The 24358-nt window shown below is 68.7% G+C and carries 11 protein-coding genes; 7 read left to right on the top strand and 4 right to left on the bottom strand.

Annotation, left to right across the window (positions count from 1 at the left end; all coding sequences use genetic code 11):
* Positions 1–10: 10 nt before the first annotated feature.
* A complete protein-coding gene (locus ACFWF1_RS26260) occupies positions 11–253 on the top strand; it encodes an acyl carrier protein (RefSeq protein ID WP_379287716.1) in 243 nt (80 codons plus the stop codon).
* Positions 254–258: 5 nt separating this feature from the next.
* Here the strand turns inward: ACFWF1_RS26260 and ACFWF1_RS26255 are convergent, their stop codons facing one another.
* Together ACFWF1_RS26255 and ACFWF1_RS26250 are read right to left on the bottom strand one after the other, a co-directional pair.
* Positions 259–2046: a fatty acyl-AMP ligase gene (locus tag ACFWF1_RS26255; protein ID WP_379287714.1), complete on the bottom strand. Its 1788-nt coding sequence runs from the start codon at positions 2044–2046 to the stop codon at positions 259–261.
* A 26-nt stretch (positions 2047–2072) separates the two neighbouring features.
* Positions 2073–4280 carry a hypothetical protein gene (locus ACFWF1_RS26250; protein ID WP_379287713.1) on the bottom strand — a complete coding sequence of 736 codons (2208 nt, stop codon included), beginning with the start codon at positions 4278–4280 and terminating at the stop codon, positions 2073–2075.
* Between the two features lie 225 nt (positions 4281–4505).
* Here ACFWF1_RS26250 and ACFWF1_RS26245 point away from each other — a divergent pair, with 225 nt between their 5' ends.
* From ACFWF1_RS26245 to ACFWF1_RS26230, 4 genes are read left to right on the top strand one after another with little or no spacing between them, the layout of a single operon-like run.
* Complete coding sequence (locus ACFWF1_RS26245) at positions 4506–4760, top strand: hypothetical protein (RefSeq protein WP_379287711.1); 255 nt, start codon at positions 4506–4508, stop codon at positions 4758–4760.
* Positions 4757–6532: a 1-acyl-sn-glycerol-3-phosphate acyltransferase gene (locus tag ACFWF1_RS26240; RefSeq protein WP_379287710.1), complete on the top strand. Its 1776-nt coding sequence runs from the start codon at positions 4757–4759 to the stop codon at positions 6530–6532. Before ACFWF1_RS26245 ends, ACFWF1_RS26240 begins: the two co-directional genes overlap by 4 nt.
* Positions 6519–8033, top strand: coding sequence for an HAD-IB family hydrolase (locus tag ACFWF1_RS26235; RefSeq protein ID WP_379287708.1), 1515 nt, complete (start codon positions 6519–6521; stop codon positions 8031–8033). The genes ACFWF1_RS26240 and ACFWF1_RS26235 overlap by 14 nt, the downstream gene beginning before the upstream one ends.
* Positions 8034–8045: 12 nt before the next feature.
* Positions 8046–9446, top strand: a complete 1401-nt coding sequence (locus tag ACFWF1_RS26230; RefSeq protein WP_379287706.1) for a wax ester/triacylglycerol synthase domain-containing protein — start codon at positions 8046–8048, stop codon at positions 9444–9446.
* Here the strand turns inward: ACFWF1_RS26230 and ACFWF1_RS26225 are convergent.
* Positions 9430–9864: a LuxR C-terminal-related transcriptional regulator gene (locus ACFWF1_RS26225; RefSeq protein WP_379287704.1), complete on the bottom strand. Its 435-nt coding sequence runs from the start codon at positions 9862–9864 to the stop codon at positions 9430–9432. The two genes, ACFWF1_RS26230 and ACFWF1_RS26225, sit on opposite strands and share 17 nt — an antisense overlap.
* A gap of 337 nt (positions 9865–10201) precedes the next feature.
* Between ACFWF1_RS26225 and ACFWF1_RS26220 the strand changes: the two genes are divergently transcribed.
* Together ACFWF1_RS26220 and ACFWF1_RS26215 are read left to right on the top strand one after the other, a co-directional pair.
* Positions 10202–16108 carry an SDR family oxidoreductase gene (locus ACFWF1_RS26220; protein ID WP_379287703.1) on the top strand — a complete coding sequence of 1969 codons (5907 nt, stop codon included), beginning with the start codon at positions 10202–10204 and terminating at the stop codon, positions 16106–16108.
* Positions 16109–16136: 28 nt separating this feature from the next.
* Positions 16137–23615 carry a beta-ketoacyl synthase N-terminal-like domain-containing protein gene (locus ACFWF1_RS26215; protein WP_379287701.1) on the top strand — a complete coding sequence of 2493 codons (7479 nt, stop codon included), beginning with the start codon at positions 16137–16139 and terminating at the stop codon, positions 23613–23615.
* Between the two features lie 81 nt (positions 23616–23696).
* On the opposite strand, the gene ACFWF1_RS26210 is transcribed toward ACFWF1_RS26215, so the two are convergent.
* Complete coding sequence (locus ACFWF1_RS26210) at positions 23697–24335, bottom strand: hypothetical protein (protein ID WP_379287699.1); 639 nt, start codon at positions 24333–24335, stop codon at positions 23697–23699.
* Positions 24336–24358 lie beyond the last annotated feature (23 nt).

Here is a 24358-nt window from a genome sequence, read left to right as displayed (position 1 = left end):
GAGTACGACAATGGACCGAGAAACATCGGTGCGAGACGCGATTTTCACCGTGATCAGCCGGCATTTCGCCATTCCCCGGGATCGGATAAAACCCGAGCTGACATTCGCCGACCTCGACCTGGACTCGGTGGCCCTGGTCGAACTCGCCGTTGTCCTCCAAGAGGAACTCGACCTCGATGTGACGGAGGTGGATTTCCGCATGGAGGACAGCATCGGGCGGCTCGCCGAACTACTGGCCGATCCGGCGAGGTAGTCGCATCACGTGGCGGCCGACGGCTGGAACCCGGCGGCCACCACGGTTGTCCCCGGAACCTCCCCGGCCACAAACATCGACCGGCAGGCCCGGCGTCGAACCTTGCCGCTGGTCGTCTTGGCAACCAAACCCGGTCCACCGACAACGACTGCGTCGCACGATATCTGGTGGTCCAGGCGCAGGCATTTGCGAATCGCGTCGGCGATCTCGGTGGTCAGTTCGCCGCCTGCGGACTCGGCGCTGGTCTCCGCGAACACCACCAGCTGCTCGGCCGTGCCGTCCGGCGCGGCGACCGAGAAGGCCGCTATCCCGCCGGGCCGGATGCGCGGATGACACTGGCGCACACTCTCTTCCAGATCCTCGGCGTGGTAGTTGCGGCCGCGCACGATGATCACGTCCTTGAGCCTGCCGGTGATGAACAGTTCGCTGTCGGCGAAGAAGCCCATGTCGCCGGTGCGCAGGTAGCCGCGAGGATCGTGCTCGTCGGCGACCTTGGCGTAGAAGATTTCCGCGGTCTCGGTCGGGCGGCCGAGATACCCGGCGCCCTTGGTAGGGGAGTCCACCCAGATCTCGCCCACCCGGTCCGGCAGGCACGGCAGGTGGGTCTCCGGATCGACGATGCGAACGCGCGAGTCGGGCTTGGTGATCCGGCCGCAGCCGAAGAAGGTGGTGGCCCGCCGGACCGCGGGGCCGTCGACCGGATCGAGCGGAACCACCCGGCCCTCGGCCAACGCGTCCGCGTCCACGGTGAGTCTGCTTCGGCCCCAGGAACTTACGCTGAGCGCTGCCTCCGCCAAGCCATAGGTCGGGCAGAACGACTCCGGGCGCAGGCCGGTGACGGCGAACTCGGCGTAGAAGCGATCGACAGTGCGCGGCAGGATGGGTTCCCCGGCGGACATGACCAGATTCACCCGGCTGAGATCCCAGGCCCGCCGCTGCTCCGCGGTGGTGCGGCGCACCGAAAGATCGAGGGCGAAGTTCGGCGCGGGCGTGCCGGTGGCACCGACCCGCGACATCGTCTCGAACCAGATCGCCGGCGACCGGATGAAGTCCAGCGGCGAGATCAGATACATGTGCCCGCTGCCGCTCAGCCCGTTCAGGATCACCGCGATGAGGCCGAAATCGTGGTAGTGCGGCAGCCAGGAGACGCCGACGGTGTCCGGGCCCATGCCGTAGTCGCGGATGTTCGAATCGACCTCGGCGCGCAGACTGCGATGCGTCATCACCACACCGCGCGGCGTGCCGGTGGACCCCGAGGTGTACTGCAGGATCGCCCGCTCGTCACTGGTGGCGGGGGAGTACCACGGCCTGTCCGGACCGGGGCCGGAGTCTGTCTGATCGGTCGCGTACCAGGGCACCTCGGGCCAGCGCAGCCCGCCGCGGGTCAATGCGCCACTGGCGACGGCCATCTTGCGCAGCTCGTCGTAACTGCCGCAGGTGAGCACCGCCCGCGCCTGGCAGTCCCGCACCGCGGCAAGGAAACCCGCCTCGTTGCCGCGGCCGCCGCCGGGGACGGGCGGCAGCACCGGCGCGGGCACCACGCCCGCCATCAGGCAACCCACAAGCGCCACAATGAATTCCGGCCCGTGCGGGTAGGCCAGCACGGCCCGGTCCCCTGGCACGAATCCCGCGCTGTCGAGCAGTCGGCGCACCCGATTCGCGTCGGCCGCCAAGGAATTCGGCGTCAAGACGACGTCGTCGTTGCCTGCCTTGTCCACAAAGGTGAACAACGGTCGATCCGGCCGGACCGCCCGATCGGCGGCGAACAGATCGAGAATGGAATCCCCACGCATCATGTCTCCTCAATGCCCTTGTCGGGTCAGGTGGTGAGTGCGGCGCCCGCACCGATCCGGGACTGAAATCCTCGGGTGGACAGGCAGAACAGCGGCCGTGCGCCGTGCAGCCCCAACTCGCGCAACCGCGAGGCGATCGGCTCCTGCGACGGGCCGACCTTCAGGCGGGCGGTCGTCGCCGCATGCGCCCAGATCCGGCCCTTGATGTCCATCTGCGACCGCTGCACGGTCCGGTCGAGTCGCGAGTAGAACACCAAATCGCGGGCCGGGTAGGGCATTCCGGGACCGAGCAGGCCGGACATGCCGAGGATCTGCCCGTCCTCGGCGTAGGCGGCGACCGAGGTCCGCAGCGGTCCCACCGCCACCGACACATCGGCGCGCACCGACGGATAGCCCCACACCTCCCGGTTGAGGTCGTCGGCCTCGTCGGTGGAGACCATCATGCCGAGCGGGCGAAAGCCGATGCCGCCCTGGTCGGCCCGGCCGATCAGCTCGGTGAGCGTGCTCCAGCCCGACTTCCACGGGCCGGGCACCACCAGACCCGCGGCCAGGCAGCGGAACGGCGCGAGGCTGCCGTCGCGCTGGTCGATCGCCAGCAGCGCCGCCAGCACCCGGCCGGGGCCGATCGGCACCAACCTGCCCAGATCCCGGCTATCCGGCAGGGCGGCTGCGGCTTTCGCGTCGGCGGCGAAAAAGGCGATCAGGCCGCGACCGTCGCGGCAGATCACCGGCAACTGCACCGGGCCGGAGGTGGTGTCGACGGTCTGCGACGCCACGGTGAGGAACGGATAGCCGACCGGACGTGGTGGCTGGTCATAGGTTTGGTAGAGCTGGGTCCTGGTCACCTCGCCGTGGTACGGCGTGAGCTGCTCCTCCATGTACGCCATCGCCTCCGGCAGCAGATGTTCGAGATCGTGCAGATAGTGCGCGGGGCTATGACATTCGGGAAACTGGTGTGCCGCTTCGGTGTAGCTCACGGAGCACCAGTCCGGATGCAGGTCGAAGCAGCTGCCCGCGCCGACCCCGTCCAGTGACGGGACGATGTCGTGCTGGTTGGCGATGGCGGCGACCCACGTCTCTGGATCGACCGGATGTTTGTGCTGCACCGGCGAACCCACCGCGATGGCGTGGGTGACCTTGAAGCGGCGGCAGAACTCCGCCTCCTGCGTGAGGTTCATGACGGCGGGGCCGCCCGCGCTGTGCCCGATGAGCGCGACTTCCGCGCCGTCGGGGATGCCGTACTGGTCGATCGCGCTGTGCAGCGCACCGCTGTAGGTGGATTCGTTCTTCAAGGTGGCACTGAACGCGCCGACCAGGTCCTGCGGTGATTCGTTGCGTGCCCGCCCCGGCCGCATGCCCGGCACCTGAATGGCGTACCTTTCGACTCCGTCTTTTCCCGCGATCGTCTGAATCACGATGCGTCCGTCGTTGCCCAAAAGCACGATATTGCTGAGGAATCCGAACAACGACCCCTCGTCGGCCAGCGCGCTCGCCACATGCGGTCCGGCCTCGATCGGCCTGGCCCCGCCCGCGCCGCGGTCGAACCTGGTCATCACCTTGGTGGAGACGCCGAGCAGCAGTCCGGTGGTGGGTGCCGCCTTCCCCGACGCCACCCCCCACGCCGACGCGTCGTTGAACGGATTCTTGTCCTGCAACGCCTTCACGCTGAGGATCTCCGCGAACATCGGCGCGATGCCGCTCAACCCCGTCACCGCGCCGCGATCCTTGAACAGCACCTGCAGCGCGTCGATGGTCTCGATCTCGTTGCCCGCGAACGCGGCATCGATGAAACGCACCAGCTTCGGGTCCTCGGTGAGCTCGGGATGAACCAGCTTCAGCGCCGCCAACCGCAGGCTCAGCGAGCTCACCATGATCTGCACCGCCAGGCTGGTCTGCCCGAATACTCCGCCCAGCGTGGCGGTGAGCGCGCCCACCAGCCCGCCGGTGAAGGCGAAGCCGAGACCCTGCCGATTCGTCAGTGTGCCGAGTAATCCGTAGGCCACCGCGATCCCGGCTTGCGGCGCGCGCAGCGGCGGTGGCTGGCCGACGAGCGCGGTGGCCCGCTGGGAGATGTCCCGCACGCTTTCGGCGATCTGCACGAGTTCCAGGGCGGCCGCTTTCAGCCGCTGGATATCGTCGTCATGTTCCCGCTCGTGTGGCGAGATGAATCGCGGAGGTCGCCCACGGACGGCTCGGCCGTTCGAACGAGCAGCCGATATCTTGCCAGTTTTCATGGCATATCTCCTGGCCTGAGGGAATCAGATAATCCAGCAGCCACGCTAATTCGATTTCCGCGCGGTAGTCAACGGACTACAACCGGTCCCATTGTTCTAGGAATTACTTCGGTCGTGGATCGAATTCACCAAGGCGCCCTGGTGAATTCGTCGATACGGTGGAGAAGCGCTTTCCGGGGGATTTCCTTGATCAAATACATGACGAGTTCGTCGGCGAGGATGGTGGTGGCAGATGCCGTATGCGCGGTGGTCTCGATGATTCAGTGGGTCGGCGATCTCCTGGCCTGGATGGAGAGTTCACTGCCCGAGCTCGGCGAGCAGTACGGGCCGTGGCTGGTGCAGCAACCGCACCCGGACGCGGTGACGGCCTGCGTCCGCGTCGACGTGGCCGCCGCCTCGACCGAGTTCGTGCTCTCGGCGATCCCGCTCGCCGAGCCCGCGCAGGTGGCGCCCGAATTGATGTGCGGGCGTAGCGCATGAGCCGCCGCCGGGCCCGGATCGCCGCCGGCATCCTCGACCGCTGGGCCGGCAGCGCGGAGGTGCTGCGGCTCTCGATCCGGTCGAAGCTGCCCAGCGGCGCTGCCGAACGGCGACTGGCCGATGACGTGCAAGGCCTGGTCGCCGAGGGCATCGGCGGCCCGGAGTGGGCGCGACGGTTGCTGGACCTGCTGCTCTATCCGTTCACCGGCACCGCCTGGCGGCTCGAACACGACGTCACTGGTCTCACGGAGGTATGGGAGCTCAGCGGCCGCTACCCGATGGTGTTCCTGCCCGCGCACCGCTCGTACGCGGATTCCGTTCTGCTGGAACGGATTCTGCGCAGCGCGGGCCTGCCGCGCACCTATCGGCTCGCGGGGGAGAACCTGTCCTTCTGGCCGTTGGGCGCGCTGGGCCGCCGCGCGGGCACGATCTTCATCAAGCGGGACTTCGGCCGCGATCCGACCTACCACTTCGCGGTGCGCGCGTACCTGGCCCACCTGCTGGAGCAATGCGCACATCTGGAGTGGTACCCCGAAGCGGGTCGGACCCGGACCGGTCGGTTGCGCCGGATTCGGCCCGGTCTGCTGCGAATCCTGGTGAACGCCTTCCACGATGCACGCATCGATGACCTGTATCTGGTGCCGGTCTCGATCACCTACGACGTGCTGCCGGAAGCGCGAACGCTGGTGGACGAGGATCGGGGCGGACCCAAGCGACCCGAGGGGTTGTCCTGGCTGCTGCGCTACTACCGGGCCAACCGCGTCGCGCGCGGCGGCACCGCACGGCTGGTCTTCGGCGAACCCCTCTCGCTGCGACAGCAATTGGCGTTCGCCGGTAACGCCGGTGACTGGGCCGCGGTGGAGATGATCACGCACGAGCTTGCGCACCAACTCGCCGGCGCGACACCACTGACCGTGGAGTCGGCGCTGACTTTGGTGCTGGCCGAAGGGGAACGGGGCCCGCAGAGCCTGCGGCAGATCAGCCGTGCTCTCGAACCACTGCTGGCGTTCGCCGCGAATCGGCGAATCCCGGTGGCGGGCAAGGACCGAGTCCGCGGCCCGCGCGGCCTGCAGACCGTCCTCGACCGGCTCGTCCGCGCGGGTGTGCTCACCGAGGTCGAGGGAAACTTCCAGCCCGGCTACCGAATCGGCGCGGAGCAGCACCACATCGCTGCCTACTACCGGTATTCCGGCAGTCACTGGTTGATCATGCGGGCGATCGCCGAGCTGGCTCTGCTGGCCGCCGAGGACGCGGTCGACCCGGGAGCCCGGGCAATTCGCCTGCGGGACTTGCTGAAACACGTCTTTGTGCTCCCCGAGCCGGTGGAATACGCAGAAGTAGTGGGCGGCGAAGTGGCCGACCTGGTGCGGGCGCGACGGCCGGCGGACCCGATCTCGGCCAGCCTCGGCAATCAGGCGTTCCTGCTCGCGCCCCGGCTGCTCGGCCCGGTGCTGGAGGCCTATCACCGAGTCGCGGTGTGGCTCAGGGATACTCCCGACCCGCTGCGGGATCGGCGACGCTGGTCGTGTACCGAGGTGTTCGCCGGTATCGACATGAGCACGGTGCACTGGCCGGAGTCGGTCTCGCGTGAGCTGTGCCGGGCCGCGCTGGCCGCGGCCGCCGCGGCGGGCCTGCTGGAATCCGAACCCGATGCGGCGCAGGCACGTTCGGCCTTCGCGGACGAACTGTCGGCGCTGCTCGACCAGCTCGTCCATCTCGCCAGGTCCGATACCGTGCCCGGCCTGCTGAGGGGGTTGGATGAACGTCTTTGACGCGCATGTCGACGGCGTGTTGCGCGGACAGGCGGGCCCGCGGATCGCCGCCTTCTTCGACTTCGACGGGACACTGGTGGACGGGCAATCGATCACCGCGTTCCTGCCCGCCGTGCTGCCGATGTTGCCCGCGATGCTGGCCGATCGGCTCGGTCGCCCCGGCGTCTCCGCCGCGGCAGTGCTGCGCGAAATGCTCGACACCGGGCTCCCTTTGGCCCGGTGGCTCGCGCCTGCGTGGCTGCGCGGGGATGCCGCCGACGATATCCCGTCGGCGTACCGGCTGGCCCTGCGCCTGTGTGCGGGTCACCGGGAAACGGAACTGCGGCAGCTCGGCGAACGCGTCTTCACCGACATCCTCGCCGGGCGGCTGCGCACCGGCCTGTGGGCGTTGCTGCAGGCACATCGCCGCAACGGCCACACGATCGTATTGGTCTCGGCCGCAACGCGATACCAACTCGCACCCATGGCAAAGGAACTAGGCATCGATGACGTGCTGTGCACCGACCTGGAGGTCGTCGACGGTGTGGTCACCGGGCAGTTGACCGGCCCGCTGCTGTACGGCCCGGCGAAAGCCGCTGCGGTGCGGGCATTCAGCGAGTCGCACGATATCGACCTCGCGGCCAGCTATGCCTACGCCGACACCGTCGATGACGTTCCGTTCCTGGAGACGGTCGGCAAGCCCTGCGCTGTCGGCCCGGGGGACCGGCTCGCCACACTGGCCGTCGAACGGAAGTGGGATGTGCTGCAACCGGATACGGAGCACGCGTCGGCCGGATTGACCACCGTGCGCACGGTCGCCGCCTACGGTGGGCTCGTCGTGGGCGTGGGCACCGGACTGTGCGTAGGTCTCCTCGGTGCCGATCCGCGCCGCGCGGCCGAACTCGGCGTGCTGCTGGCCAGCGACACCTACCTGGGCCTGGCCGGCATCCGGTTGCGCGTGCAGGGTGCCGGGCACCTGCGGGCCCGCAGGCCCGCCGTGTTCCTGTTCAACCATCAGAGCCCGCTCGATCTGGCGATCATGGTCAAACTCCTCGGCCAGGACTACACCGGTTTCGCCAAAGCCGAGTTGGCCGCGACGCCCGGCCTGTCCCAGCTGGGCAAGCTGATGGACGTCATGTTCATCGACCGGGACGCCAAGCTGCTGTCACCGGATTTCCTGGAGCCCGCGCTGGATTGTCTGTCTCGTGGGCTCTCGCTGGCGGTCGCGCCGGAGGGCACCCGGTCGCGGACTCCGATGCCGGGTCCGTTCAAGAAGGGCGGCTTCCTGCTGGCCCGCAAGGGCGGAGTTCCGGTGGTGCCCATCGTCATTCGCAACGCGGGACAGCACATGGCCCGCAACGCCTGGACGGTGCGGGCGGGCCGGATCGACGTCGTCGTCCATGCACCCATCGATGTGACCGACTGGCCGATCCGCGAGCTGGACGAGCGGATCGAGGGGGTCCGCCGGCGCTACCTGGAGACGCTCGTCGGTGTCCCGCAGCCCGACCATCCCATCTCCTGAGGAGCGACGATCATGAGACTTTCGGAGCAGTTCGGTGCGGGCGCCTGGAACCTTCCCCGGCAGTTGAACGCGCTCGACGCCCTGATGTGGCGCTGCGAGGCCGACCCCCGGCTGCGCGCGCCACTGATCGGGTTGTTCCTGCTCGACGAGGTACCCGACTGGGACCGGCTGCTCGCGGGCCACGACTGGGCCACCCGGATGGTGCCCCGGCTGCGCGAGCGACCGGTGACGCCGCTGCTGGCGCCCGCGTCGCCGGTGTGGACCGCCGACCCGGAATTCGAACTGGCCCATCATGTTCGACGGGTGCGACTGCCCGAGCCCGCGGGCCGCCGTGAGCTGCTCGACCTCGCCGAGGCCATGGCGACGGCGCCGTTCGACCCGAATCGACCGCTGTGGGAGAGCGTGCTCGTCGAGGGACTGCACTGGGAGGGCAAGACCTGTGCGGCGGCCTGGCTGCTTCGGTTCCATCACAGCATGGCCGACGGTCAGGCCGCGGTCAGCTGGCTGACCTCCTTGCTCAGCCGTCAGCGTGCGCCGCGGCGCGACAAACCTCAGCCGCCGGTGCCTCCGGTGCCGCCGCATTCCTCGGTATTGTCGGTTCTCCCTTCGCCTTTGGGGTCCGATGTGGTGTCCGCGGGGCTGGTCCGGCTGGCCGAGGAGGTGCTGCGGGCAGCGACCCGGCCGCAGCACGCCGTCGTGGAGCTCAGTCGAATGCTGCGCACGATCGTCGAGCTGGCGCCCCGCCCGGTCGGTCCGCTGTCGCCGCTGCTGAGCGGACGCGGCACCAGACGACAACTCGACCTGCTCGCGGTGCCGGTCGACGGGCTCCGCGCCGCCGCGAGTAGCGCGGGGGCCACCATCAACGATGTCTTCCTCACCGCGATGCTCGGCGGGCTGCGCCGCTACCACGAGCTGTATGGCGCTGCGCCCGAGACACTTTCGGTGGCGATGCCGCTGCGGGTGCGCGGTAACCGGCCGATGGCGGGCAACCGGTTCGGTGGGGTGCGGGTGGCCGCGCCGCTGGCCGAGAAGGATCCGCTGGCCCGGCTGGCCGGCGTGCACCGGGTACTCGCGGAGGCGAACGCGGCCTTCGATCACAGCGGCCTGGATATCGTGACGACCCTGCTCAATCGGCTGCCCACGCCCGTGGTGCTCGAGGTGGCCCGGCGGATCGGGCTGAGTTTCGATCTGCAGCTGAGCCAGATCCCGGTCTTCGACCGCGGCTTCTATCTGTCCGGCGCGGCCATCGAGGACTTCTGGTGTTTCGGCCCGGTACCGGGCTGCGCCGTCACCGCGATCATGATCTCCCGGCGGTCGGGAGCCTCGGTGGGTGTCACGGTGGACGCAGCCTCGGTCACGGACCTTCCCGCTTTCATGAGTTGTCTGGCCGACGGCTTCAACGACCTTCGGTAGGCGCCGGCGTGGCCCGCCCGCTCAATATCATCGCGATGACCTGCGCCCGGCCGGTCACCTTGAGCTTCATGAAGATCGAATGCAGGTGATTTTTGACGGTTGCCTCGGCGATGCCGAGTGTTCGGGCGATGAGTCGATTGGTGAGCCCTTCGATAAGTAGCCGGAGCACCTGCTGCTCCCGTTTGGTCAGCCCCATATCGGGAAGTTCTATGTGCAGTCGAGGATGTGGTGCGGAACGTTCGCCGACACCGACTCCTGGTCTATGTGATATCTGCACCATCTGATCTAGTCTGTGGTCGCTGGCGGATTCCTCCAGCTTCTTGATGATGTCGATCAGTTTGGCCAATTGACTGGACGCCTCTCGGGCTAGCTCGATGGTTGTGGCACTGAGCTCGATGGGATCGCGCGAAGCTGACATTGCGGCACTCTCCTCCAGTTCCGGGACTGCACCATAGGGTGGAGGGGGCGCTAAGACGGATCATGCAGTAGATATGACTTGCTAACGCGCTATCACGACGTAATTGCTAACACTATTACGGCACTAATGCGGCGCAATCATGATCGACAATCTTGGCGAATTAACCCTGAAATAGCAGTCATCCCGATGCGTACTGGACTGATTCTAAATGCACAACACGCCGAGCGGAAGCTATTTGGGATAGCTAGATAGCTAGATAAGTTGCAGTCTACATCGTTCGGCCCGGGTCATTTTTCGTATTGTTCAGGTGTGCTTCCAAGTGGTTATGTTGCAAATCGTGAAGAATGTTCCTATAAAAGACAAGGGGCCGCACGGACCGACGCCCCACCGTCTCGCCATCGCGGTGACCGGCGTCAGCTCGCTGATGCCGGGCTCGGTCGATGTTGCCGGTTTCTGGCGAGACGTACTGGCCGGTCGAGACTTGATGACGGACGTCCCACCCAGCCATTGGCTGCTCGACGACTACTACGACCCCGACCCGAAGACGTCGGATAAGACCTATGCGCGACGCGGTGCCTTTTTGTCGCCGACCAGCTACGACCCGCTGGCTTACGGCACCCCGCCCACCACGCTGCCCGCTACCGACGTTGCGCAACTGCTGGCGCTGCCGGTGGCCGAGCGCGCGCTGCGAGACGCGGCCGGCGGCGGCGAACTGCCTGCGGCCGTGCGCGACCGGACCGGCGTGATCATTGGCACCGGAGCGCTGGAACTGCTGCTGCATATGGCGTGCCGACTGCAGCGGCCGGTGTGGCGTAAGGCGCTGCGCGACAGTGGTGTTCCCGATAACGAGGCCGAGCAGATCTGTGATCGGATCGCCGGCAACTACACCCCGTGGCAGGAGGCGACGTTTCCCGGCTTGCTCAGCAACGTGGTGGCCGGCCGGATCGCGAACCGGCTCGACCTGCACGGCATCAACTGCACGACCGACGCGGCGTGTGCCAGCTCGCTCGCGGCGCTGTCGGCGGCGGTGGCCGAGTTGGCGCTGGGCCGTACCGATTTGATGCTGGTCGGTGGGGTGGACACGCTCAACCACATCACGATGTACCTGTGTTTCAGCAAGACGCCGGCGTTGTCGCCGTCGGGGGATTGCCGCCCGTTCTCCGATCGAGCCGACGGGACCATGCTCGGCGAGGGCTTGGCCATGTTCGCCCTGAAACGGCTGGCTGACGCCGAGCGGGACGGTGATCGGATCTACGCGGTGCTGCGCGGGATGGGAAGTTCGTCGGACGGTCAGGGCACAGCGATCTACGCTCCAGTACCTGAAGGCCAGGCGCGTGCGCTGCAGCGGACCTACGACATGGCCGGGTACTCGCCAGCCACTGTGGAACTGGTCGAGGCACACGGCACCGGCACCAAGGCCGGGGACCTGGCCGAGATGGCCGCGCTGTCCGGGGTTTTCGCGGAGGCCGGGCCGCCGGGCCGCCGGTGGTGCGCGGTCGGATCGGCGAAATCACAGTTCGGGCACACCAAGTCGGCGGCGGGCGCGGTGAGCCTGCTGAAAGCCGTCCTGGCGGTGCAGCATCGAGTGCTGCCGCCGACCATCAAGGTCGACCGCCCGAACCCGGAGCTCCACCTCGAGGACGGCCCGCTCTATCTCAACACCGAGAAGCGCCCGTGGGTCAGAGGCTCCGACCATCCACGCCGGGCGTCGGTGTCCAGCTTCGGCTTCGGCGGCAGCAACTTTCACGTCACGGTGGAGGAGTACGTTCCCGCGCGAGGTGGTCGCGCGGCGGAGCGGATGTATCCGTTGTCGACCGAACTCGCCTTGCTGAGCGCGGGGTCGGGAGAAGAACTCGTCGACCGGCTGCGGGCCGGTTCCCGGGCCGGCTTCCGTGCGTCGGACCCGCTGCGACTGGCGATCGTCGGCGGCCAGGACCAACTGGACGAACTCGCCGAGCAGGCCGCGCAGCGACTCACCACCGACTCCGCCGAACCCTTCAGCCATTCGGGCATCCAGTACCGGACCGGTCCGGCGACGCCGGGCAAGGTGGCGTTCCTCTTCTCCGGCCAGGGCGCCCAATACACCGGCATGGGTGCCGATCTGGCGATGGCCTATCCGGAAGCCCTTGCGGCCTGGGACGAGACGGCCGACCTGCGGTTCGCCGACCGGGCCATCCACGAGATCGTCTTTCCCTGCCCGGTTTTCGACGCGGAAGACCGACAGCGATTGGAGGATGACCTGCGCGCGACCGAGTGGGCGCAGCCCGCGCTGGCCGTGCAGTGCGCGGCCCAGCTGCGGCTGGCCGAAGCGGTCGGTCTGCGCGCGGATCTGCTGGGCGGGCACAGCTTCGGCGAACTGACCGCGCTGCACGCGGCAGGCTGCTTCGACCTCCAGGCGCTGGTGCGGCTGGCCAGGACGCGCGGCGAATTGATGCGCGACGCGGGCGGCAAGCTCGGCGGCATGCTGATGCTCGGCGGCGACGCCGCGCTGGCCGCCACCCTGATCGGCGAGGCCTCCGGGCTGTGGGTGGCCAACCTGAACGGTCCGGACCAGACGGTGGTGTCGGGTACCCACGACGCCCTCGCCGGGCTGGAACATCGGGCAGGGGACCGCGGCGTCACCGCGGTCCGGCTGAACACCTCGACCGGCTTCCACAGTCCGCTGGTGAAACCGGCGGGCAAGCAACTGCAGGCGTTCCTGGACGCACTGGAGATCACCGCCCCTGAGTTGCCCGTGTACGGAAACAGCGACGCGGCAAGGTATCCCGCCGACCACCAGGAGATCCGGGCGCGGCTGGTCCGCCAGCTCAGCTCGCCGGTGCGCTTCGCCGACCAGATCGAGGCCATGTACGACGCGGGGGCGCGCACGTTCGTCGAGTTCGGCGCGGGTGCCGCGCTGACCGGCCTGGTGCACCGGATCCTCGGTCCCCGCGCGCATGTCGCGGTAGCGCTGGACCGTAAGGGGCAGGACGGCGTCACCGCATTCCAGCACGCACTCGCCGAGCTGGCCGTGCACGGCGTGGCCGTCGACGGTGCGCCGCTGCGAGTTACGCCCGTGCCGACCGCGCCGATCGAGCAGCACCGGCTGACGGTCGAGCTCCTCGGCACGCAATACGGAAAGCCCTATCCGCCACCGGAAGACGTCATCCCGGTGCGGCCGACCGACGAGAGCTTGCCCCATCCGCCCGATGCCGACGAACTGGAGACCCCGATGCCGACTGATCACGACGATTCGATCCGCACCACGACCGGCGTGGTCGTGCCACCGGCCGGCCACGCCGCCGAGATCGGGCCGCCGCGGCGTGCGGCCGAGCCCACCGAATGGCTTGGGGCGCTGCAAGAAATCCAGCGGCAGACCAGCGAGGTGCATTCGTCGTATCAGCGTGCACTGGCCGACGGCCATGTCGCTTACCTGCGGACCAGCGAGGCCACCCTCAACGGCATGATCACCGCGCTGAGTGGCGCGCCTGCCGCCGGCTTCAGCTCGATCCCCGTCCGCGAATCACGGAATTTGCCTGTCGCACTGCCGATGCCGACCGTCCATGCGACGCCCGAGCACGCCATCGGCAATGGGCACGCGGCCCCACCGCCACAGACAGCCCCACCCGCGGACGCGCCAACGGTCGCGGTGGCCGTCGCTCCGGCACCGACAGAAGCAGCCGCCTCGGCAGACATCGAGGAAACGCTGCTCGCCATCATGGCCGAGCTGACCGGTTATCCGGTCGACATGCTCGGTACCGACATGGATCTCGAACACGACCTCGGCGTCGACTCGATCAAGCGGGTGCAGATCCTCTCGACCCTCCGCCAGCGCGTGCCCGGCCTGCCGAAGCTGGATCCCGCCGAGTTGGCTCGGCTGCGCACCATGGGGGAGATCTCCGGCTACCTGCGCAGGCCGGAAGCGGCCCGGGAGCAGGCCAACCCGTCGCGGCACCGGGACGAGAGCAACGGGCACGACGACGAGGAGGGCGAACCATCCTCCGGCCTGACGCGGCTGACACCGCAACTCGTCCCGGTCACCTCGCCCGGCCTGGTGCTCCCGGGCTTGCTGCGCGGCACCGTCGCCGTCACCGACGACGGCGGCGGCGTCGCGACGGCGTTGATCGCCAAGCTGCGGGACGCGGGCGTGACCGCGGTGCTCTACACCGACGCCGACGCGGAGACCGTCGGTCTGCTGGACACCGTCGTCTTCCTCGGCGGACTCCGCCGGATCACCACCGGGAAAGACGGTATTCAGTTGGCGCGCGAGGCGTTTCGGTGTGCCCGAGCAGTGGCGCCGCGCATGACGGCCAAGGGCGGCACCTTCGTCACCGTGCAGGACACCGGCGGCGACTTCGGGATCAGCGGCACCTCGGCCCGGCGCGGCTGGGCGGGTGGCCTCGCGGCACTGGCCCGCACCTGTGCCAGGGAGTGGCCCGCCGCGACCGTGAAGGCGATCGATTGCGAAGGCGCGGGACGCAATTCGACCGAGGTCGCCGCGGCGTTGGCGGCCGAGCTGCTAGGCGGTGGCTCCGCGCCGGAGGTGGCGTTGCGCGGCGACGGCACCAGGAGCCAGCTGCGGCTGCGGCCGAATCCGCTGGCGCCGGGACGGATCGACGAGACGATCGACTCGGATTCGGTGATCGTCGTGACGGGCGGTGGCCGCGGGGTGACGGCGGCCTGCGTCCTGGCGCTGGCCGGCGCCCGCCGACCGCGGCTGGCCTTGATCGGGCGGACGGCTCTGACGGTTGAGCCGTCCGATCTACGCAACGCCGAGGGCGAATCCGGTGTGCGCCAGGCACTTATCGCCCGTACCCGGCAGAGCAGCCGACGCCCGAACCCGGCGGATATCGACAAGGAGGTGCGCCGGGTGCTGGCCGTCCGGGAGATACGCCGGAATGTGGCGGCACTCGAGGCAGCGGGCTCGCCGGCCTGCTACCTGACCGCGGACATCACCGATCCAGCCGCTGTGCGCGCGGCGCTGACCGAGGTCCGCGCGAAGTGGGGCCCGATCACCGGCCTGGTGCACGGCGCGGGTGTGCTGGCCGACCGGCTGGTCGCGGACAAGACCGACCGGCAGTTCGACCAGGTCATGGGGATCAAGGCCGAGGGGTTCGGGCAGCTGTGTGAACAGCTCCGGGCCGATCCGGTGCGGCTCATCTGTGTCTTCTCCTCCGTGGTGGCCAGTTACGGCAATCCCGGCCAGTGTGACTACGCCATGGCCAACCGGATCCTGGAGCACTTGGCGTCCGGGTGGCGGGCGAAAGATCAAGGGATCGTGGTGAAATCACTGGCGTGGGGGCCGTGGCAGGGCGGGATGGTGGGACCCGAGCTCGCCGGGCAATTCCGGCAGCGCAACGTCGAGCTGATCGAATTGGCGGCAGGGGCACAGGCTTTCGTTGCGGAGCTGACCTCGGGTTCGCCGGACGTCCGTGTGCTTCTGGCCGCGGGCGACGCCGCTGCCATCGATCCTGATCCGGCGGAGCACACCGCGGAGATCGTGGTGAGTGACTCGTCCCACCCGCAGCTGGGCGACCACGTGATCGTCGGACGCCGGGTCGTCCCGTTGGCGATGATGCTCGACTGGTTTCTGCGGGCCGCGGTCGACGCCGACGCGGGTCTGTCGGAGCGCGTCCTGGTAGCCCAGAACGTGCAGGTGCTCGCGAAGGCCACCGTGCCGGATTCAGGTCGCGCCACCTTCGTCGTCCGCACTCGCCGGACGGCGGGGGAGACCCCGTCGTTCGAGCTGGCCGGTCAATACGGCGAACATCATTGTCGCGCAACGGTGTTCCCGGACGCCGAGACCATGCCGCGGGCACCACACCTCGGCGACAGCAGTTCCGGACTCATCCCGGTGGACCGCGCCACCGCGTACGGAGGCGCCGCGTTGTTCCATGGACCACGCTTCCAAGCGATCACCGACATCGAAGGAGCAACGGCGGCAACGGCCATCGGCACGGTCGTGGGGGTACGCCAGCTCGGCTGGCCCAGCGAGCCGTGGCGGATCGACCCGGCCGCCGTGGACGGCGTGTTCCAGCTCGCGGTGCTCTGGGCCGAGCAGGCGCTCGGCGCGACGACGCTGCCGATGGCCGTCCGCGAGTGCCGATTCCATCCGGCCGCACCCACCGACGAGCCGCTGCGCTGTGTGGTGCGCGCGGTCGCCGTCAACGATGCCGATGCCGTATGTGACGCCGTGCTGGCCAGGGCGGACGGCACGACCGTCGCCGAGTTCTCCGGGCTGCAGTTGGTCGCACGTCCCCGTTAATCGCCGCAACTGATCTGGAGGTACATCGATGTCGCTGTTTCCCGCTACTCCCATCGCGGTCGTCGGCCGCGGCTGTGTGCTGCCCGGCGCGCTGTCACCAGCGGCCCTGTGGGAGTTGGTGATTGCCGGTCGGACCAGCCTGGCCACCGCTCCCGCCGGTAGGTGGCGGGTGCCTCCTGCATCGGTGCTGACGTCGAGTACCGACTTAGCCCTGCATGAAATCGGCGGCTACGTCACGGGATTCGACGAGACCTTCGACCCGAACGGCTTCGCGCTGGCACCTGACGAGCTGAACACCCTGGACCCCGGTTTCCGGTGGGGCCTCGATTCGGCAAGGCAGGCGCTGCGCGAAGCGGGCGAGGGTGTGCCGGAGCTCGACCGGTGCGGACTAGTGCTCGGCAACCTCACACTGCCGAGCGTCACGATGGCGAGCTATGCCGAAAGTATCTGGCTGGGCAGCGAATTCGCGGCCGGACCGCGTGGCCGGTGCTGGCCTGGTTTGACCACCCACCTGATGGCCCGCGCGCTCGGCCTCGGCGCGGGTGCGTTCGCGCTGGACGCCGCCTGCGCGTCATCGCTGTACGCGGTGAAGCTGGCGTGCGATCGGCTGCACGACGGCACTGCGGATCTGATGCTGGCGGGTGCGGTGAACAGTGCCGACGATCTGTTTGTGCACATCGGATTCACCGCGCTGTCGGCACTCAGTCCCACCGGCAGATCACGTCCCTTCAACACCGACGCGGACGGCCTCGTCCCCGCCGAGGGCGCGGGGATAGTGGCGCTGATGCGCCTGCGCGACGCCGTCAAGCGCGGCGTGCCGATCCTCGGTGTGCTGCGCGGGATCGGCGTCGGCAACGACGGGCGGCGCGACGGGCTGCTCGTCCCCAATCAGGCGGGCCAGGAACGAGCGCTGCGGCAGGCCTATGCCACCGCGGGCTTCGCGCCGGAAACAGTGTCCTTGCTGGAGTGTCACGCGACCGGGACGGCGATCGGTGATACGACCGAAGTACGAAGCAACGCGCGCGTTTTCGCTGACTCGGACGATCTTCCGATCGGCTCGGCCAAGGCGAACTTCGGTCACCTGATGACGGTGGCGGGCGCCGCGGGTCTGCTCAAGATGCTCGGCGCGATCGAGGCCGGGGTGCGGCCCCAGACGCCGGGGGTGGAGCAGCCGCTGCGTGCGCTGGCCGGAACTCCGCTGCGGGTGCTGCGCGCGAACGAGCCGTGGCCGGGACCGCGCCGGGCTGCGATCAGCGCGTTCGGCTTCGGCGGAAACAACGCCCACCTGATCGTGGACTCCTGGACGGATGGTCCCGACGACCTGGCCGCCGCGTTGCGGAAGCCACGCGGCAGTAGGCCGGCCGCGCCGCAGGTGGCCGTTGTCGCGATCGGCGCCAGGGTCGGTGATGGTCGAAACACCGCCGATTTCACCAGGGCGCTGCTGACCGGCATAGGGGCCGCGACCAGGGAGACCGTCGACGTGGAACTCGACGAACTGCGTTTTCCGCCCGCCGATCTCGATGCGGCACAAGCCCAGCAGTTGCTGGTCCTGGAGGCGGCGCGCGAGGCGGCACGAGGGATTCGGTTGGTCGGCGACCGAACCCTCGTCCTGGTCGGCATGGGTTGCGATCCGGAGGTGGCGCGCTTCAACCTGCGCTGGCGCGTGCAGGCGGGCATGCCAGGCATCGAGCCCGAGTCGGCGGACTCGATCGTGCCGCCGCTCGATGCCGCCGCCGTGCTCGGCTGCCTCGCCAACATGGTGGCCAACCGAATCAGTTGGCAGCTGGACCTTTCCGGCCCGAGCTTCGCGATCTCCGCCGAGGAGGCCTCCGGGCCGGTGGCTCTGGACGTGGCCGCCCGGGCCATTCGGGCGGGCGAGGCCGATGCCGCACTGGTCGGCGCCGTCGACCTGTCCGACGAACCGGTGCACCGCGCCGCCATGGACGCGCTCGGCCGCGAACCCGGGGACGCCGCCGTGGTGCTCGCCCTGAAGAACCTCGACCATGCCCGGCGCGACGGCGAACCGGTCTTGGCGATCCTCGGGCCGGACAACGCCGCGGCACCGGAGTTCGGCACCGAGATGTCCGCTCTTTTCGGGTCCGCACACGCGGCCAGCGGGCTGGTGTCCGTGGCCGCCGCGGTGCTGGCCCTGCATCATCGGGCCCGGCCGTCCCTCGCCGCGTCGGCCCGCCCTTGGCTCGCGGGCACGGGCGCGCGGGTGACGACGGACCCGATCGGAGCGGCGCCGGTTCGGACCAGCCTGCGAGCCGGCGATGCCGCGGGCTGGCTTGCCGAACCGGCGCCTCGACCGTACGTGTTCTCCGGCGCGAACCGAGCCGACGTCATCGAGGCGGTCCAGCGAGGTCATCGATCCCGTTCCGGCCCAGCTCGTTTGGTCGTGCTCGCCACGGATCAGCAGCAGCTTGCCGAGCGCACCGGGCAGGCGGCCCGGTGGCTGTGCGGGGGAGCGCCGCAGCCGAACTGGGCGGTGTTTCGAGAGACACCCGTCCACGGTGAGATCGCCTTCGTCTACACCGGCGGCGCGGCCGCCTATGCAGGGATGGGACGTGAACTCGGCCTTGCCTTTCCGCAGCCGGTGGCCGAGCTGATTGCCCAGTGTCCGCCGCTGGTCGACGCGATCTCGTGGGTGTACGACGGCGATGCCAGGCCCAACGACGCGGTGCTGCGGATCTGCGGGGCGGCCTACCTCAGCCATCTGCATACTCACCTCACCCGATACGTCCTCGGCGTCACTCCGCATGCGGCACTCGGCTATTCGTCGGGGGAGAGCACGGCGCTCACCGCACTCGGCGCGTGGCACGACCTGGCGGCGCTGATCGAAGACCTTCGGGAATCGCCGTTGTTCACCACGGAACTCGCCGGGGAGTTCGACGCCGTCCGCCGGGTATGGGAGCGCGAAGGCATCGAAGGCAAGCGATGGTCGGGCTATGTCGTTGCGGTGGAACCGGATCGGGTGCGGCAGGTACTGGAAGACGAGCCCGCGGTCTATCTGATGGCCGTCAACTCGCCCTTCTCCTGCGCGATCGGCGGCGAAACGACGGCCTGCACCCGGGTGCTCGCGCGACTCGACACGGAATACGCGCTGCCACTGGACTACGACCTCGCGGTGCACGCACCACTGCTCGCGGAGGTGCAGGACGAGTGGCGCAGCCTCCATCTGCGGCCGACCGCGTCGGTGCCCGGCGTCCGGTTCTACAGTTGCGGTAGAGCGGACTGGTTCACCGCCGACGCCGACGCGGCCGCCGACGCGAGTCTCGCGCACGCGGTGCACGGGGTGGACTTTCGCGGGACAGTCGAGCGCGCCTGGGCGGACGGCGTCCGGATCTTCATCGAGCACGGACCGCAGGGCGTGTGTACCGACTGGATCGGACAGACACTGGGCGATCGAGAGCACCTCGCGGTCGCGTTGGACAAGACAGGTCGGTCGGGAGTGCACCAGTTGACCAGGTGCGTGGCCGAGTTGATCGCCGCCGGTGTGGAAGTCGACGACGAAGCCCTGTATGCGCGATTGGCGGAGTGCTATCAGGAGGGCAGCGTCGAGGAGGGCAGGCTGTTGCGGTTCGCCGCGCATCCACCGGCCATCCGGCTGCCCGAGTCGGCTGAGCGGACGGCCCCCGAACCGTCCGCCGTCGCCGATCACGTTCTCGAACAAGCTCATTCGGAGCTCACCGGGGCGGACCCGGCACTGCCCACACGTGCCGAGCGCGTCACCGTGCTGCCACGATCATCCGGTCGGTCGGGTGCTGCGCTCGGCGCGGCCCTGGTCGTCCACCACGAGACTGTCAGCCGGGCCCATCGCGATTTCCTTGCCCTCCAACACGATTTCCAGCACCGGTTCCTCAGTCACCGAGAATCAGCGATCGAGCTGCTCGGTCGTAGTGCCGCTGATCCGTTACCGCATGGGGCATTTCGAGACACGGCATTCGACCGCAGCGATTTGGAGTTCCTGGCCACCGGTCCCATCTCGGCCGTGTTCGGGCCCATGTTCGCCGCGCAGGACGGCCATCGTCGGCAGACCAGAATGCCCGCGCCGCCCATGCTGCTCGCCGACCGCGTCCTGCGCATCGACGCGACGCCGGGTTCCATGGGCACCGGCAGCATTTGGACCCAGACCGATGTGCGGCTGGATTCCTGGTATCTCGACCCGGCCGGGCAGATGCCGGGCGGCATCATGATCGAGGCGGGGCAGGCGGATCTGCTGCTGATCAGCTGGCTCGGGGTCGATCTGCGGAACGACGGGGAGCGGGTCTATCGGCTGCTCGGCATGACGCCGACCTACCACGGCCGGCCGGCCGTCCCCGGTGAGACGCTCACCTTCAAGATCACCATCGATGGCCACGCCGAACACGACGGGGTTCGGCTGTTCTTCTTTCACTACGACTGCTGGGTGAATGGTGAACTGCGGCTGAGTGTTCGGGACGGCCAGGCGGGATTCTTCACCGACGCGGAGTTGGGCGACGCCAAGGGAGTGCTGTGGCGTACCGCCGATCTCGCTGCGCCGGTGCCGCCGTCTGATCCGCCGGTCGTGCGCAGCGAGCCGCGTCCGTTCGGACCGGACGACGTGGCCGCTTTCTCCGCAGGTCGACTCGCCGACTGCTTCGGTCCCCAGTGGGCGAAAGCCGGTGCGCACGTGCGCACGCCGCGCCTGATGCATCCCGGCCTCGAAATGTTCCAGACCGTAACCGAATTCGATCGCAATGGTGGGCCGCACGGCCGCGGCTACTTACGCGCCGAGCTGCCGATCACACCGGATAGCTGGTTCTTCAAGGGGCACTTCGCGAATGACCCGTGCATGCCGGGAACCTTGATGCTCGAAGGCTGCCTGCAGACGATGGCGTTCTACCTCACCGCACTGGGGTACACGCTCGACAAAGACGGCTGGCGCTTCGAAACCGTGCCGGATCAGTGCTACCAGATGCGCTGCCGCGGCCAGGCCACTCCGGCCAGCCAGATCCTTGTGTACGAGCTGTTCGTCGATCACGCCACGGCCGGCCCGCACCCCACTGTGACCGCCGACCTGCTCTGCAGCGTCGACGGGGTGAAGGCGTTTCATGTTGCGGGCCTTGCCCTTCGGCTGGTGCCGGACTGGCCGCTCGACCACTGGCGGCACCTCGGGCCGCCCGCCGTGCAGCAGACCGGTGCGCCGGTGCCACTGTCGAGCCTCGGCGGACTGGCCGGTCATCGGGAGAGCAAGACCGTCGCCGTGGCCGCCGACGCCGAGCTCGGCTACGCGTCGCTGCTCGCGTGCGCGTGGGGCCGCCCCAGCGACATGATGGGTGCCCGGCTCGCAGGCCTGGACGGCGCGACCCGAACCGCCCGATTGCCCGGTCCGCCTTACCATTTCATGACCAGGATCACCGACCTCGCCCGCCTGCCCGGCGACGCGGTAGGCAGCACGATGACCGTCGAATACGACGTCCCGGCCACGGCCTGGTACTGGTCGGAGAACGGCGACCACGCGATGCCGTGCTGCGTGCTGCTCGAGGTCGCGCTGCAACCATGCGGCTGGCTCGCGCTCTACACCGGCGACTCCGGACCCGGCACCGAGGAGCTCCTGTTCCGCAATCTCGACGGACACGGCACCCTGGACGGGGCGATCACCTCGGCCACCCGGGTGCTGCGGACCGAACTCGAACTGGTCCGCCGCTCGCGGACCGAGGACATGATCATCGACTCGTTCGAGCTGACGGTGTTCGCCGACGATCGCCGAGTTGCCCAGTTGCACTGCGTCTTCGGGTTCTTCCCGCCGGGCGCGTTCGCCGAGCAACCGGGACTGCCGCCCGCCGACCACGAGCAAACTCAGCTGCCGCCCGCCACCACGGTCGAGCTGGACAGCCTGCTGGCCGGTCCACCGCGACTGGCGGGCTCGATGCTGCTGATGCTGGACCGGATCACCGGCTACTGGCCCGAAGGCGGCCGGGCCGGACTCGGCAGACTTCGCGCCGAGAAGACGGTTCGTCCGGATGACTGGTACTTTCGCGCGCACTTCTTCCAGGACCCGGTACAGCCCGGCTCACTCGGCCTCGAGGCCATGCTGCAGCTGCTCCAGTGCTACCTGATCGGCAGGGGGATGGCGGCCGGGCTCGCCGAGCCGCACTTCGAGACCAGGATGGACGAACATCCGGTGACCTGGAAGTTCCGCGGGCAGGTCGTTCCCGAGGACGGCGTCGTCACGGTCGAGCTGGAGGTCGTCGAGGTAGGTGTCGATGACCGCGGCCCGTTCGCGGTCGCGGACGCTTGGCTCTGGGTGGACGGCCGCCGGATCTACCACGCGACGAACCTCGCCATGCGCATCGTCGCGGCCGAAACCGGTGGCACCAATACCATTTCGGAGGAGGAGGTGCTCGACCCCGCGGTCGACACCTGGCTCGCCGACCACCGCCCGATCTGGACTGCGCCGGCCCTGCCGATGATGTCGATTCTCGACCGGATCGCCGGCGCCGCCACCGAACACAGCGGCAAGCCCGTCACCGGCCTGCGTGACGTCCGGGTCCGCGAATGGCTCCTGATCGATCGGCCGGTCCGGTTGAGCACGAAAGTGACTGCCGCACCAGACAACTCCATCCACATCGAACTCCGGTGCCGACGGGAGGGATCCACCGACGACGTGACCGTCGCGACGGGGACGGCCCTCGTCGGCACTCCACCACCGCAGCCGCCGACGCTACTGCCGCTGACCTCGCTGCGGCCCACCGAGCTGCCTTACGCGCGCGGAAGAGTGTTCCACGGCAAGGCCTTCCAGTATCTGACCGAGCTGCGCGAAGGTCAGCTCGGCGCGTCCGGCATCCTGGACGCCGGCCGCGGCGGTGTACCGCGCGGCCACCTGCACCCCGGGTTGTTGGACGCGGCGATCCACGTCGTTCCGCACGCCGAGCTGTGGCTGTGGTCGGACCGGATCGATCCCGGCCAGGTCGGGTTCCCCTATCGAGTGGCCACCGCCGACTTCTACGACCCGCTCCCCGACACCGGCCTGCTCCGGGTGGACGCGCGCTTCGCCGGCTTCGACGGCGACAACGACATGCTGCCCATGTTCGACGTCCGTATTTCGTCGGCCGATCGACCGCTGGTGTGCTTCCGGCTGGTGGAGTTGCTGCTGCCGATGGGCCCGCTGGCTCGGCCGTCGCTCGACGAGCGGACCGCCTTCCTGCGCGATCGGCAGCACGTCCCCGGCTTCGGCCTGTCGACATTCCACGACGGCACAACGCATCTCACGCTACTGGAACTGGAAAGCCTCGACTGGTTCCCCAACGCGGTCGCGGATCTGTACGACCTGCCCGCCGACTGCACCGAAATGCGCAGGCTCATCGAGGTAGCCGTGCGCGACCACGTGGCGCAACGCGCCGCGGTCCATCCCGGACAGGTCGTGCCCGCCGCGGATCTGCGCTCGGCCCAGATCCGAAACCGTTCCGGCGAGCTCTATTTCGTGCACACCGAAGTGTCCGACGACAGTGTGACCGTCCGCGAGTGGGACTATCCCATCCGCTGATCGGCCACCGGGCAACGACGCCCGGACCGAGCCTGGACCGACAACGACGTCGATCCAGTCTCAACCTGGTCGACGAGCTGATCAGCCCTGCGGAGGTTTCCAGCCGTCCTTCTTCAACGCCTCGACCGCCCTGCGCTCGGCCGCGTCGGCCGCTTGGTTCTTCTGCACGTCCCGTGCCCCGGCGCTCTCGGCGGCCAGCATGGCGGCATTGGCCGCATAGCTGGTGGCCCAGACGAGGTCCTCGGGAGTTTTGGCGTCCGCGACAGCCTGCTCGTATTTGACGACCATGGCGTCGATTTCAGCGGATTCGTAGTCGTCGGTGGCATCTCCGGAGGCGGCGCCGATCGCGCCGGCCGCACTCGTCGCCGCAGCGGCCGCGTCGGCGCGGGCCACCGCCTTTTTACATATGTCGTTGTCGGCTTTTTTCACGTCCGGGGACAGCTCCTCCTTCTTCGCCTCGGCAACCACGCCATTCTGGACACAGAGTCGAACGGCCATACTCTTGGCGCGAGTTGCATGGCACTGCTGTGCGGTGGCGTCGTCGGCGGTGTTGCCCGTCGCGCCGGCCGCCTCCTCCGCGTCGGTGCACACAACGACCGGTTTCGACAGCTCGGAGTCGGTAGTCGGGGACGCGCCCGCGGTACCGACACCGGCGGTCAGCACGATCGCGGCCAACGCCGCACCGCGCGCCGTCCTGGCCACGGCCGAATCGAAACGCATGTTTCTCCCATCCTTCGAGGTGG

This window comes from Nocardia sp. NPDC060255, assembly GCF_042727395.1.
Classification (GTDB): Bacteria; Actinomycetota; Actinomycetes; order Mycobacteriales; family Mycobacteriaceae; genus Nocardia.
Note: the sequence above shows the minus strand (reverse complement) of the source record. Positions and strands in the feature narration are given on the sequence as shown.